The organism is Pseudomonas sp. EL_65y_Pfl1_R83 (genome assembly GCF_963970695.1).
In the GTDB taxonomy this organism is placed as follows: Bacteria; Pseudomonadota; Gammaproteobacteria; order Pseudomonadales; family Pseudomonadaceae; genus Aquipseudomonas; species Aquipseudomonas tritici.
On sequence record NZ_CAXAQI010000003.1, the window covers coordinates 227,975 to 239,990 of the forward strand.

Annotated in this window: 12 protein-coding genes and 1 riboswitch; of the genes, 7 read left to right on the plus strand and 5 right to left on the minus strand. The window is 60.4% G+C overall.

Translation table 11 applies throughout. The annotated features are described in order from the left end of the window. The first annotated feature begins 164 nt into the window (after nucleotides 1-164). Nucleotides 165-422 carry a hypothetical protein gene (locus AACY08_RS05495; RefSeq protein WP_339468494.1) on the plus strand — a complete coding sequence of 86 codons (258 nt, stop codon included), beginning with the start codon at nucleotides 165-167 and terminating at the stop codon, nucleotides 420-422. A gap of 119 nt (nucleotides 423-541) precedes the next feature. On the opposite strand, the gene AACY08_RS05500 is transcribed toward AACY08_RS05495, so the two are convergent. Continuing rightward, on the minus strand, nucleotides 542-1,705 hold the full coding sequence (locus AACY08_RS05500) for a 1-acyl-sn-glycerol-3-phosphate acyltransferase (protein ID WP_175402970.1): 1,164 nt from the start codon (nucleotides 1,703-1,705) through the stop codon (nucleotides 542-544). A gap of 133 nt (nucleotides 1,706-1,838) precedes the next feature. On the opposite strand from AACY08_RS05500, the gene AACY08_RS05505 reads away from it, so the two are divergent. From AACY08_RS05505 to AACY08_RS05515, 3 genes are read left to right on the plus strand one after another with little or no spacing between them, the layout of a single operon-like run. Beyond that, nucleotides 1,839-2,021 (plus strand): CPXCG motif-containing cysteine-rich protein, encoded by a 183-nt coding sequence (locus tag AACY08_RS05505; RefSeq protein WP_339468496.1) that lies wholly within the window; start codon nucleotides 1,839-1,841, stop codon nucleotides 2,019-2,021. Nucleotides 2,022-2,032: 11 nt separating this feature from the next. Then, complete coding sequence (locus tag AACY08_RS05510; RefSeq protein ID WP_339468497.1) at nucleotides 2,033-2,293, plus strand: putative signal transducing protein; 261 nt, start codon at nucleotides 2,033-2,035, stop codon at nucleotides 2,291-2,293. Between the two features lie 36 nt (nucleotides 2,294-2,329). After that, a complete protein-coding gene (locus tag AACY08_RS05515) occupies nucleotides 2,330-2,950 on the plus strand; it encodes an SOS response-associated peptidase (protein ID WP_339468498.1) in 621 nt (206 codons plus the stop codon). Between the two features lie 59 nt (nucleotides 2,951-3,009). Here AACY08_RS05515 and AACY08_RS05520 read toward each other — a convergent pair whose 3' ends face one another. Next, nucleotides 3,010-5,148 (minus strand): methyl-accepting chemotaxis protein, encoded by a 2,139-nt coding sequence (locus AACY08_RS05520; RefSeq protein WP_339468500.1) that lies wholly within the window; start codon nucleotides 5,146-5,148, stop codon nucleotides 3,010-3,012. A gap of 242 nt (nucleotides 5,149-5,390) precedes the next feature. Here AACY08_RS05520 and AACY08_RS05525 point away from each other — a divergent pair, with 242 nt between their 5' ends. Next, nucleotides 5,391-6,209, plus strand: a complete 819-nt coding sequence (locus AACY08_RS05525) for a M48 family metallopeptidase (protein WP_339468501.1) — start codon at nucleotides 5,391-5,393, stop codon at nucleotides 6,207-6,209. 75 nt (nucleotides 6,210-6,284) lie between these two features. On the opposite strand, the gene AACY08_RS05530 is transcribed toward AACY08_RS05525, so the two are convergent. The 3 genes from AACY08_RS05530 to AACY08_RS05540 form a co-directional block, all read right to left on the minus strand. Beyond that, entirely contained in the window at nucleotides 6,285-6,869 is a 585-nt protein-coding gene (locus AACY08_RS05530) for a TMEM165/GDT1 family protein (protein ID WP_339468672.1), read from the minus strand. Between the two features lie 88 nt (nucleotides 6,870-6,957). Continuing rightward, nucleotides 6,958-7,079: riboswitch (yybP-ykoY riboswitch) on the minus strand. A gap of 51 nt (nucleotides 7,080-7,130) precedes the next feature. Then, nucleotides 7,131-8,129 (minus strand): class I SAM-dependent methyltransferase, encoded by a 999-nt coding sequence (locus AACY08_RS05535; protein ID WP_339468502.1) that lies wholly within the window; start codon nucleotides 8,127-8,129, stop codon nucleotides 7,131-7,133. Between the two features lie 30 nt (nucleotides 8,130-8,159). After that, on the minus strand, nucleotides 8,160-9,125 hold the full coding sequence (locus AACY08_RS05540; protein ID WP_339468503.1) for a 2-hydroxyacid dehydrogenase: 966 nt from the start codon (nucleotides 9,123-9,125) through the stop codon (nucleotides 8,160-8,162). Nucleotides 9,126-9,209: 84 nt separating this feature from the next. Here AACY08_RS05540 and AACY08_RS05545 point away from each other — a divergent pair, with 84 nt between their 5' ends. Further along, the gene (locus tag AACY08_RS05545; RefSeq protein ID WP_339468504.1) at nucleotides 9,210-9,842 is read left to right on the plus strand and encodes a LysE family translocator; all 633 of its coding nucleotides are present in this window, start codon (nucleotides 9,210-9,212) and stop codon (nucleotides 9,840-9,842) included. A gap of 175 nt (nucleotides 9,843-10,017) precedes the next feature. After that, complete coding sequence (locus AACY08_RS05550) at nucleotides 10,018-11,700, plus strand: fatty acid--CoA ligase (RefSeq protein WP_339417557.1); 1,683 nt, start codon at nucleotides 10,018-10,020, stop codon at nucleotides 11,698-11,700. Nucleotides 11,701-12,016: the final 316 nt, after the last annotated feature.

Consider the following 12,016-nt stretch of genomic DNA (forward strand, 5'->3'; position numbering starts at 1 on the left):
AAAGGGCAACAGAGTGGACTGTTAAGGTGACGTTCAGGTGACGCCGTAAATTACTGGATACATTAGACGTCAATGGGGGAGGGAGCATTTCAGGCGCCGGACGCCACTATCGTTCAGGTTGGTAACTGAGCTGATACCAAGACACTGTTCCACTGAGGTTCGCCATGGCGCTGTCCGCACTGCTGATCAATGTTGTAGCGTTAGCGGTAGCGTGCCCGGGAGCGGCACTGTTGTTCATCACCCGCCTGCGCGAACAACGCGCGATGGCCGACCTGACCGCGAAAAGCGAAGACCGCACCATCGACCAGCCGATGCTGTTTCTGGATGTGCGCACCGAGCGCGCGCATCGGGTGGCTTACCGTGTTGGGTTTGCCTGCCTGGGGATGGCGCTGGCTATTTCCTGGCTCAGTACCCATTTGTAATTACGGCGCAGAACACATGTGGGGGTGGGTTTGCTCGCGGAGGCGGAGTGTCAGTCAACACATGATTGACTGACTAACCGCCTTCGCGAGCTAGCCTACCCCCACATTTTTGGTCTGTATTACAAAGGTATGCCGGCCTTGACCCGATACTGATTACGCACCGGCGTAGCGTATTGCACCACCAGGAACGGTCGGTGCTCGGCGGGGCACTCGTTCAAGCGCCGCTCCCATTCTGCTTTCGCCTTGGCCAGTTCGTCGGCCGGGAATACCTCGGCCGCCGTCGGCACCTGCAATTGCGGGTCGGCGTCGCTCCATTGGGCATACGCCAGGTAATGCACCGGGAACAGCCGGTAACCGCCGAGAATCTGCCGGTCCATTTCCACGGCCAGCAGCTTGGTGTCTTCGAAACGCTCGGTGATCGGCGGTGCGAAGTTGATGTGCACCCGCCCCTTGTAGCCCGTGATGCCAAGGGCGATGCTCACGTCATCCTCGCCCGGCGCCTTGCTGTAGGTGCCGGTGGTGGCGCGGATGTACAGCTCGCGAGCCTTGGCGGTATCGCACGGGTCGTATTCATAGCTGATCGACACCGGCGTCAGGTTCAACGACTGGATGACCTCGGCAAACGGCTCATCCTTGCGGCTGACGTGGAACATCTTGAGGATCGCCGACTCGGTGCGGTCATCCCCATCCTTGGCGCGCCCTTCGGCCTGGGCAATCCAGATCGATTGGCAGTCGTTGCGGATCGAATGGTTGATGTAGGCTGACAGCAGGTTGAATGCCGCCATCTTTTCCTTTCGCCCGGTGATCGAGCGGTGCACGATAAAGCTCTTGTTCAGGCGCATCAGGTCGCTGACAAACGGCTTTTGCAGCAGGTTGTCGCCGATGGCGATGCGCGGCGTCGGCAGGCCGGCGTGGTACACGGCGTAGTTGACGAAGGCCGGGTCCATCACGATATCGCGGTGGTTGGCGAGGAACAGGTAGGCGGTGCCGGACTTGAGCTGCTCGACGCCGGTGTAGGTCACACCGTCGGTCGCCCGGTCAATAGTGTGGTCGACGTAGTACTCGACTTTGTCCTGCAGCGTAGCAACGGTGGTGACGCCGGCGAATTCACGGCGCAGTTTGCGGGCGATCATCGGCTTGAGCAGCCAGCCCAGGGCGCCGGCAAAGCGCGGGAAGCGGAAGTGGGTCAGGATGTCCAGAAAGGCCTTGTCACTGAACAGGCGTGCCAGCACTGCCGGGACTTCGCTGTCGTTGTAAGGTCGGATGGTATCGAATTCGCCCATCATGCTCTCTTGTTAGAAACGGCTAGGGTAAGTAAAGGAAATACCAGGGTGCGGCCTGAGTAATGGGCTCAGCCGAAATATAACCCTGTAAATAGACCGGCGATTATACGCACAAGTCACCTTGGAGGCTGCGATGCTGGAAACTGCGACGTACGATTGTCCTTATTGTGGTGAAGAGGTCGAGACAACGGTGGATTTGTCCGGCGGCGATCAGACGTATATAGAAGACTGTCAGGTGTGTTGCCGGCCAATCAGTTTCAATCTACAGGTGCATGGTGGCGAGTGGATGCTCGAAACCCGTAGCGAAAACGAATGACAGGTACGCCCATGCAGCGAATCTACGAACCGGAAAGCCTGATGGAAGGCGAGTTGCTGCAACAGATGCTCGCCAGTGAAGGTATCGAGGCCCACCTGGTGGGCCGGCATTTGCTCGGCGGCACTGGCGAACTGCCCATCTTCGGCCTGCTGGGCCTGGAGGTGGACAACGACCGGGCCGTTGACGCGCGTGAGCTGATCACCGCCTACATCGGCGCGCAACCCCTGCCGGGTGACGAACCTGACAGCTTCCCCGACGTGCTGGTCTGTTAGGCTGTCGGTCGGTTTACCCAAGAGTCATGTTGCCCCATGTGTGGACGTTATGCCCTGTTTCGCTGGAACCCCGCTTTTGCTGCCTTGCCGGGTTTCCCGGCCGACCAGCAGGCCCAGTGGAACATCTCCCCGAACGATTCGGTGCTGATCCAGCGCACCGCCGAAGGCCAGCTCACCCTGGCGCGGGCCCGCTGGGGCCTGACACCGCCCTGGCTGACCGACCTTTCGCGCACGCCGGCCCATGCCCGCGCCGAAACCCTGGCCGAACAACCGATGTTTCGCGAAGCGTTCCGCCTGCGCCGTTGCCTGCTGCCGGCCAATGGGTTCTACGAATGGCGCGGCACCCAGCGCAAGCGTCCGTACTGGCTGACGCCAGGAGAGGGTTCCACCTTGTTTTTTGCCGCGATCTGGGAAGCGTATCCGGTACAGGAACAGGTGTGGCTGAGCACCGCGGTGGTGACCCAGGCTGCGCAGAGCCAGCGTCGGCCGCTGATCCTGGATGCGGCGGGGCAGGCGGCCTGGCTCAATCCCGAAACACCGCTGCCGGTGTTGCAGGCTTTACTGGCCAGTGAGCCCACCGCGTTGCGCGAGCGGGTGTTGGCCAACATGGTCAATGATCCGAAGCTCAATGGGCCGGAGTGCTTGACCCCGGCTTGAGCCTATTGGCTATCTGTTGCCTTCACTGGTCTCTTCGCGAGCAAGCCTGCCGCAAATCCCTAAACCTTGAACTGATTGATCAAGCGCCGCTGCTGCTCCGCCAGCTTGGTCAAATCCGCACTGGCCGCGCTGGATTCATCCGCGCCGCCCGCCACTTCATTGGCCACCTGGCCGATGTTGATCACGTTACGATTGATGTCCTCTGCCACTGCGCTCTGCTCTTCGGCCGCACTGGCGATCTGGGTGTTCATGTCGTTGATCACCGACACCGCCTGGGTGATGGTTTCCAGCGCTTCGCCCGCCTTCGCCGCGTGTTGGACGCTTTCATCGGTGCGGCTTTGGCTGTCCTCCATCACCCGTACCACGTCCCGCGTGCCTTGTTGCAACTGCTGGATCATGGTCTGGATTTCTTCAGTGGCTTTTTGAGTCTTCTGCGCCAAGTTGCGCACTTCGTCAGCGACTACGGCGAAACCTCGGCCTTGCTCGCCAGCACGTGCCGCCTCGATTGCAGCATTGAGCGCCAGCAGGTTGGTCTGCTCGGCGATACCGCGAATCGCGGTGAGGATAGCGTTGATGTTCTCGCTGTCCTTGGCCAGGGTTTGCACCACGCCCACTGCCTTGCCAATTTCTGCGGCCAGCGCGCCAATCGAGATCGACGTGTCGCGCACAATGCGCATGCCCTGGCTCGCGGCCTGATCGGCATGGCTGGCGGCTTGCGCGGCCTGGGTGGCATTGCGCGCAACGTCTTGCGCAGTGGCAGTCATCTCATGCACGGCGGTGGCCACCTGGTCGATTTCCACCATTTGTTTATGCACGCCCTGGTTGGTGCGAATCGCAATGTCAGCGGTGTGCTCCGACGAGTCACTGACCTTCTGCACTGAACTCACCACCTGGGTGATCATGCCTTGCAGCTTGATCAGGAAGGTGTTGAAGCCGTTGGCGATCGCGCCCAGTTCATCGGCGCGATCGCTGGTCAGGCGCCGCGTCAGGTCGCCTTCGCCCTGGGCGATGTCATTGAGCATGGCCACCATCTGCTTGAGGGGGCGGGCGATGCCGTGGCCCACCAGCCAGATCACCAGCAAGCCGGCACCGGCGATCAATAGGCCGGCAATGGTCATGCCGAAGATATCGGTCTCGCGCTGGGCTTCCAGGTCGCTTTGCAATTTCTGCGAGTCGGCCATCACTGCGCCCAGGGGCAACTGCATCATCAAGGTCCAGCGCGCGTCGGTCTGGCCGATGCTGAAGGGCAGGAACAGCTCGATATGCCCGTGTTCCCGGTCGATGTCGTAGCGTACTTCACCGGCTTTGAGTTGGCCGAGGTTGGCCAGTTCGTTGCCGTCGAGCAGGTCGCTGGCTTTTTCACCGAGTTTGCTGGCGTCCTTGGTATAGGCCACAAGGCGTCCGTTACTGGAGATCAGTGCCAGTTCACCGGCACCGTCGTAGAGTTTCTGATCGGCGCTGGTGAGCATGTCCTGGATGAAATTGACTGAGAGATCGGCACCGACGATGCCCTGGAAGCTGCCGTCGATCAGGATCGGCTCGATAAAAGAAGCCAGCATCACCATCGCATTGCCCACCTTGTAAGGGGCCGGGTCGATGGCGCAGGCTTTTTTGCTTTCCCTGGAGCACAGGTAGTACTCGCTGGCACGTACCCCGGTGGAGAGGATTTTCTGGTCGGCCACGTCAGCGAGTTTATCCAGCCCCAGGCTGCCATCCGCGTTGCGGTACCACCACGGCAGGAAACGTCCGTCTGCGCCCATACCGAGAATGGGGCTGTTCACGTAGGCCGTGTCGTTGTGATCAATGGCATTGGGCTCCCAGCCAATATAGGCACCGAGGATCTTCGGGTTGCGCACCACGGTTTCATGCAGCAGGTTGATCAATTGTTCGCGGCCGACCTGCAGGGCAGGTTCGCCCTTGGTGTCTTTCATGCCGAGCAGGGCGTTGGCGGTGGCCAGGCTCTTGGCGGTCACCAGCGGGGCTTCAAGCTCACGCTGGATCAACGTGGCCTGGGTGTGCGCCAGGGCGGTGAGGCGTTGCTCGACGATCTGTTCGAACTGAGCCTGGGTGCGCTCCTGCACCATCGCCTGGGTTCGTGCGCCGGCAAACAAGGCGTAAAGCACCAGCACTGCGACCACACTCAGGACAATAGCGCCAGCCAGTGCCGCGACAGAAAATTGAATCGACTTGAATTTCATGAAAACTCCGGGCACTGAGGGGAGGGACCGCCTTTTTGTATCGGCCACGGCCGCGGTGGGCATGAGCATTTTTCCGACAAAAATGTCAGGGGTGTCGCGAATGGAATGCCCGCCGCCGTTGATGGGATAGGTGAGATGTATCCGAAAATCGTTAGTTACACGTCTGGTGTATCTGGCGCAGATACAAATGTGCGCCTACGATACGCGCCATGTTTCAGGGCGTATTTTCAGGGAGAGTGTTCATGAAGAAGTCATTGGTGATAAGTGGTTTGGTTGCAGCGATGCTGCTGGCCGGGTGTCAGTCGGTCAATACCACCAGCGGCGGCGCCGTTGGGGTGGAGCGCAAGCAGTACATGTTCAGCATGCTGTCGAGCCAGGAAGTCGACCAGATGTATGCCCAGTCCTACCAGCAGACGTTGGGCGAAGCCAGCAGCAAAGGCCAGTTGGACAAGACCAGTGCCAACGCCAAGCGCGTGCAGGCCATTGCCAAGCGTTTGATCGCCCAGGCGCCGACCTTCCGCCCCGATGCTGCGCAGTGGCAGTGGGAAGTGAATCTGATCAAGAGCGACGAGATGAACGCCAACTGTGGGCCTGGCGGCAAGATCTTCGTGTACAGCGGGTTGATCGATAACCTCAAGCTCACGGATGACGAACTGGCCGCCGTCATGGGCCATGAAATCGCCCACGCCTTGCGTGAGCATGGCCGCGAAGCCATGTCCAAGGCCTACGGGATCGAGATTGCCAAGCAGGGCGCCGGTGCGTTGTTCGGTCTCGGCCAGGACAGCCTGGCACTGGCCGACACGGTAGCCAACTACGGCATGACCTTACCCAACAGCCGCAGCAATGAAAACGAAGCGGACTTGATCGGCCTGGAACTGTCGGCCCGCGCCGGCTACAACCCGAACGCGGCCATCACGCTGTGGAACAAAATGGCCAAGGCCTCGGAAGGCGCACCGCCGGAGTTCATGAGTACTCACCCGGCTTCCGACAGCCGGATTGCCTCGTTGCAGGCGGCGATTCCGAAGGTGATGCCGCTTTACCAGCAGGCCAGGAAGTCTTAGGGTTTTAGCGGCAAGCTTCAAGCTGCAAGAAAAGGTACTGCTACCGTCTTGCAGCTTGCAGCTTGCAGCTTGTAGTCAGACCCATCCGCTGCTTTGCATGGCCTTGTACACTGCCACGATAGCCAGGATGAAAAACGCCGTAGCTGCTAACCGGCGAATCAAGGTCAACGGCAGTTTCTCCGCCGCAAAATTACCCGCCAATACCACCGGCACGTTGGCAATCAGCATGCCCACGGTCGTCCCGATAATCACCAGCCAGAGTTCCGGATACTGCGCCGCCAGCATGACCGTGGCGATCTGCGTCTTGTCTCCGATCTCGGCGAGGAAGAACGCAATCAGCGTGGTCAGGAACGGCCCGAATTTGCGCGTGGTGCTGGCTTCGTCATCGTCGAGTTTGTCCGGCACCAGGGTCCACAGGGCCGTGGCGCAGAAGCTTGCCGCCAGGATCCAGTGCAATACCGCGTCCGAGAAGAAACTCCCGAACCAGGCGCCAACGGCACCGGCGGCCGCGTGGTTGGCCAGGGTCGCGGCAACGATGCCGGCGATGATCGGCCAGGGCTTGCGAAAGCGAGCAGCAAGGATGAGCGCGAGCAGTTGCGTCTTGTCGCCGATTTCGGCCAAGGCAACGATTGCAGTAGGAACGAGTAATGAATCCAGCATCAGGTAGGTTTCCAGGGGCGGGTCGACACGGCTATGACACGTACAGCCTTCCCGCCCCGGGTAAGGTGTGCGTGTCATAGGTCTTGTCAAACCCCGGTCCGTCTGTGCGGACTCCTGGGTCGCATACGCCATGGTCTGTTGACCAAGTATGTTGACGTATGCCGGACGAGCGTGGCGCTCGTGGGAGACTACTCCCCTAGGACGGAGCGGATTCTGCCTAGGCAAAATCCATTCGGCAAGTCTTCTTTTTCCAAACGCCCGTCAGCCGCGCTTGGCACGGTAGATGCGAAAACCATTACCTTCGGCCTTGACCGCACAGATACCCAAGTGCTCTTCAATCAAGGGTTGGTACTTGAGGAAGCTGTTCGCGACTACGCGCAGTTCGCCGCCTTTTGCCAGATGTTTGCCGGCTTTTCGCAGCAGGTTCTCTGTGGCGAAGTAATCGGTGTGCACCCCGACATGGAACGGCGGGTTGGTCAGGATCGCGTTCAAGCCCATCGGCGCTGCGTCAATGCCATCACCGGTCAGCACCTCGGCTTCCAGGCCATTGGCGGCCAGGGTCAGACGACTGCTGGCGGCGGCAAACGCATCCACGTCGAGCATCGTTACGGTGTTGTGCGGGTAGCGGCGTTTTACCGCAGCACCCAGCACACCGGCACCGCAACCGAAGTCCAGCAGATGGCCGCTCGGCAGTTTATCCAGGTGCTCCAGCAACAGCTCGGTGCCGCGATCCAGGCGACCATGGCTGAACACACCGGGCAAGCTCACCACCTTGAGTGGCCCTTCAGCCAAAGGCACGTCGAACACCTGAGCCAGGCTCTCCAGCTCGACCGCTTGTGGGGCATTGGCCACGGTGACTTGCCACAGTTGGCAATGCCGCGCGTTGTCGAGCTTGCGCGGTTTGCCAAAGGGAATCATCTGCTTGGCGGCGCTTTCGATACCGCCTTTTTTCTCCCCCACCAGATACACCTCGGCGCCGGGCAGGCGCGCGGCCACGGCGTTAAGCAGGTAGTCGGTGAGGTCCTTTGACTTGGGCAGGAAGATCACCGCCGCGTCGAATTCGCGCTCAGGCACATTCACGCCAAATTGGCAGCGCTCGGGGAAGCGTGCGTCCAGCGCCGCTTGGTCGCCGGCATGCCAGCACCAGCCGTGCGCGTTGGGCAGGCGACCGAGCAGGTCGTCGGCGGGCAAACCTACCAACAGCAGGTTGCCTTGAAAAAGTTCGGCCTGACGAAGCAGTACTTCACTGCGCGGATCCATGGTCTGCTCCTCGAAAAGGGGCGCAGTTTATCAACTCACGACGCGCAGCGGGGCGCCGCTGAAAAAGCCCCGGGCGTTTTCCGCCAACTGGCCGACAATGCGCTGGCGCGCCTCGCGACTGCCCCAGGCATTGTGCGGGGTCACGATCAGCCGGGGAATATCGCCGGCCAGCAGCGGGTTGCCGTTCACCGGCGGCTCTACGCTCAGCACATCGGTCGCCGCGCCGCCCAGGTGGCCGTTACGTAACGCATCGGCCAAGGCTTGCTCGTTGATCAAGCCACCGCGCGCGGTGTTGACCACAAACGCGCCGGGCTTGAGCAGCGCCAGCTCGCGGGCGCCGATAACGTCACGGGTGTGGTCGTTGAGGGGGCAGTGCAAGGTGAGCGCGTCAACCTGCGCCAACAGCTCATCCAGGGGGACGCGATCAGCGCGGGCCGGGCGGCCCGGAATGGCTCCCAGTAACACGCGCATGCCAAAGGCTTCAGCCAGGCGCGCGACCGCGCTGCCCAATTCACCGTGACCGAGCAAGCCAAGGGTTTTACCTTCCAGCTCGACAATCGGATGGTCCAGCAGGCAGAACTGTTTGGCTTGCTGCCACTGACCGGCGCCCACATCCCGTTGATAATCCTTCAAGCGCGTCGCCAGGTTGAGCAACAGCATGATCGTGTGCTGCGCCACGGACGGCGTGCCGTAGCCCTGGCAGTTGCTCACGGTAATGCCATGCGCGCGGGCGGCCTCGAGGTCGACGTTATTGGTGCCGGTGGCGGACACCAGGATCAGCTTGAGCGCCGGGCAGGCCGCCAGGGTTTCGCTGTTGAGGGCGATCTTGTTACTGATCGCAACCTGAGCGCCTTGCAGGTGTTCGATCACGTTCAGCGGCGTGGTGTCGCTGAACAAGTGCAGGTCGCTGAAGCTGTTGCGCAGTTCGCTGAGGTCGAGGTCCCCCAAGTCAAGGGACGGGTGATCAAGGAAGACGGCGCGGCGATTGTTCGTCATCAACTGTACCTTTTGCGACAGGGTTTGAAGGCGTAATCTGCCGAGACTATCAGATGAAATAATCCGTTACTTAATGGAGTGAGTATGTACGCCACCGAGTTTTTAACCGTAGCGCTGATTCACTTATTGGCGGTGGCTAGCCCCGGCCCGGATTTCGCGGTGGTGGTGCGTGAGAGCGTGACCCACGGCCGTCGCGCCGGGACCTGGACTGCGCTGGGCGTGGGGTCGGCTATTTTCCTGCATGTGGGTTATTCGTTGCTCGGTATCGGCTTGATCGTGTCCCAATCCATCGTGCTGTTCAACGCGCTGAAATGGGCCGCGGCCGCCTACTTGCTGTACATCGGCTTCAAGGCCTTGCGCGCGCAGCCAGCCAAGCCCGCGGCCGAGGGTGAATTGCATCGCGAAGCGGGCGAACGCACGCCCCGTGGCGCGTTTACCGCAGGTTTTGTGACCAATGGCTTGAACCCCAAGGCCACGTTGTTCTTCTTATCGTTGTTCACCGTGGTGATCAACCCGCACACGCCACTGGCGGTCCAGGCCGGTTACGGCGTGTACCTGGCGGTGGCCACGGCGCTGTGGTTCTGCCTGGTGGCGATGTTGTTCAGCCAGCAGCGGGTGCGTGCAGGTTTTGCGCGGATGGGGCATTGGTTTGATCGGACCATGGGTGCGGTGTTGATTGCGATTGGGGTGAAGCTGGCGTTTACCAGCATGAAGTAAACGACATTCTCGAGTGAGCACCGCCACATTGGATCTTAGTAAGGCTTCAGTGCTGGCGCAAAGCTAGCATTCATTGGGCGCTGCAAATCATTCCTTTGGCTGATTTGGCTGAAACATAAGGTCTCTAAAGTGCAGGTCTTCAAGCCAAGACCGTACAGTCATAAAAGGGATTCGTATGTTGCAGACCCGTGTCATTCCGCCCGCCGAAGGTGCGTACCAATACCCGCTGCTGATCAAGCGCCTGCTGATGTCCGGGACCCGCTACGAGAAAACCCGGGAAATCGTCTACCGCGATAAATTGCGCTACACCTATCCAACCCTGATCGAGCGGGTCGCGCGCCTGGCCAATGTGCTGACAGAAGCCGGGGTCAAGGCCGGTGACACGGTGGCGGTGATGGACTGGGACAGCCATCGCTACCTGGAATGCATGTTCGCCATTCCGATGATTGGTGCGGTGATCCACACCATCAACGTGCGCCTGTCGCCGGAACAGATCCTCTACACCATGAACCACGCCGAGGACCGCTTTGTATTGGTCAACAGCGAGTTCGTGGGGCTTTACCAGGCCATTGCCGGGCAACTCACTACCGTCGACAAGACGTTGCTGCTCACCGATGGCGAGGCCAAGACCGCCGAGCTGCCAGACCTGGTGGGCGAGTACGAAACCCTGCTCGCCGCCGCCAGCCCGAAGTACGACTTCCAGGATTTTGACGAACACTCCGTCGCCACCACCTTCTACACCACCGGTACCACCGGCAATCCCAAGGGCGTGTATTTCACCCATCGCCAACTGGTGCTGCACACCATCGGCGTGGCCACCATCATGGGCAGCGTCGACAGCGTGCGGCTATTGGGCACGAATGATGTGTACATGCCGATCACGCCGATGTTCCACGTACACGCCTGGGGCCTGCCGTACGTGGCGACCATGCTTGGCCTGAAGCAGGTCTACCCCGGCCGCTACGAACCGGAATACCTGGTGGAGCTGTGGCGCAAGGAAAAGGTCACTTTCTCCCATTGCGTGCCGACCATCCTGCAAATGGTGCTCAATGCAAAAGCCGCTCAGGACGTGGATTTTGGCGGTTGGAAAATCGTCATTGGCGGCAGCGCGCTCAACCGCACTTTGTATGAAGCGTCCAAGGCCCGTGGCATTCAACTGACCGCCGCCTATGGCATGTCCGAGACCGGGCCGCTGGTGTCCTGCGCGCACCTCAACGAAGAGCTGATGGCGGGCACCGAGGATGAGCGCACCACCTATCGCATCAAGGCCGGCGTGCCCGGGCCGTTGGTGGAAGCCGCGATCATCGACGGCGACGGCCATTTCCTGCCCGCCGACGGCGAGTCCCAGGGCGAACTGGTATTACGTGCACCGTGGCTGACCGAAGGTTATTACAACGAGCCGCAGAAAGGCGCCGAGCTGTGGGCGGGCGGTTGGATGCACACCGGCGACGTGGCGACGCTTGACGCCTTTGGCGTGATCGATATCCGCGACCGCATCAAGGATGTGATCAAGACCGGCGGCGAGTGGATCTCTTCTCTGGCCCTCGAAGACCTGGTCAGCCGTCACCCGGCGGTACGCGAAGTAGCGGTGGTGGGCATCGCCGATCCGCAATGGGGGGAGCGTCCGTTTGCGTTGTTGGTGGTGCATGATGGCCATGTGATAGGGGCCCGCGAGCTCAAGGAACACCTCAAGCCGTTCGTGGAGTTGGGCCACTTGAGTAAGTGGGCGATCCCAAGCCAGATCGCTGTTGTTACTGAAATTCCCAAGACCAGCGTCGGCAAGCTCGACAAAAAACGTATCCGCATTGACATCATCGAATGGCAGGCCAACAACAGCACGTTCCTGTCCACCCTCTGAAGCCCCTCGCCGTGCCCGTCCGGGCACGGCAATGCTCTATCTGGCGCCTTTACTTGTGATTTGCCAATTTTCAGCCATCCTTCCTGCGTCGGCCTTCGCCGACATGGCGAAAGGGTCGTGGCAGACGGGTTGGTGATGCAAATCACACTTTAGAGGGATCAAGCACTACCCCCTGCTGGCTATAGTCCCTCCCAGAGTTTTTCAAGGATGCGGTGCTGCGGACCATGGAGGTTCAGTTGCAGTCCGGCATTGGAATCGTTGTATTCCGGCCGTTACAAGCATCAAAGAACGAACTCACTGCCATAACAATAATGCA

Bases quoted from the DNA above. Each gene is read 5' to 3' on its own strand.
- AACY08_RS05495 (WP_339468494.1), top strand. From the start codon at position 165: ATGGCGCTGTCCGCACTGCTGATCAATGTTGTAGCGTTAGCGGTAGCG.
- AACY08_RS05500 (WP_175402970.1), bottom strand. From the start codon at position 1,705: ATGGGCGAATTCGATACCATCCGACCTTACAACGACAGCGAAGTCCCG.
- AACY08_RS05505 (WP_339468496.1), top strand. From the start codon at position 1,839: ATGCTGGAAACTGCGACGTACGATTGTCCTTATTGTGGTGAAGAGGTC.
- AACY08_RS05510 (WP_339468497.1), top strand. From the start codon at position 2,033: ATGCAGCGAATCTACGAACCGGAAAGCCTGATGGAAGGCGAGTTGCTG.
- AACY08_RS05515 (WP_339468498.1), top strand. From the start codon at position 2,330: ATGTGTGGACGTTATGCCCTGTTTCGCTGGAACCCCGCTTTTGCTGCC.
- AACY08_RS05520 (WP_339468500.1), bottom strand. From the start codon at position 5,148: ATGAAATTCAAGTCGATTCAATTTTCTGTCGCGGCACTGGCTGGCGCT.
- AACY08_RS05525 (WP_339468501.1), top strand. From the start codon at position 5,391: ATGAAGAAGTCATTGGTGATAAGTGGTTTGGTTGCAGCGATGCTGCTG.
- AACY08_RS05530 (WP_339468672.1), bottom strand. From the start codon at position 6,869: ATGCTGGATTCATTACTCGTTCCTACTGCAATCGTTGCCTTGGCCGAA.
- AACY08_RS05535 (WP_339468502.1), bottom strand. From the start codon at position 8,129: ATGGATCCGCGCAGTGAAGTACTGCTTCGTCAGGCCGAACTTTTTCAA.
- AACY08_RS05540 (WP_339468503.1), bottom strand. From the start codon at position 9,125: ATGACGAACAATCGCCGCGCCGTCTTCCTTGATCACCCGTCCCTTGAC.
- AACY08_RS05545 (WP_339468504.1), top strand. From the start codon at position 9,210: ATGTACGCCACCGAGTTTTTAACCGTAGCGCTGATTCACTTATTGGCG.
- AACY08_RS05550 (WP_339417557.1), top strand. From the start codon at position 10,018: ATGTTGCAGACCCGTGTCATTCCGCCCGCCGAAGGTGCGTACCAATAC.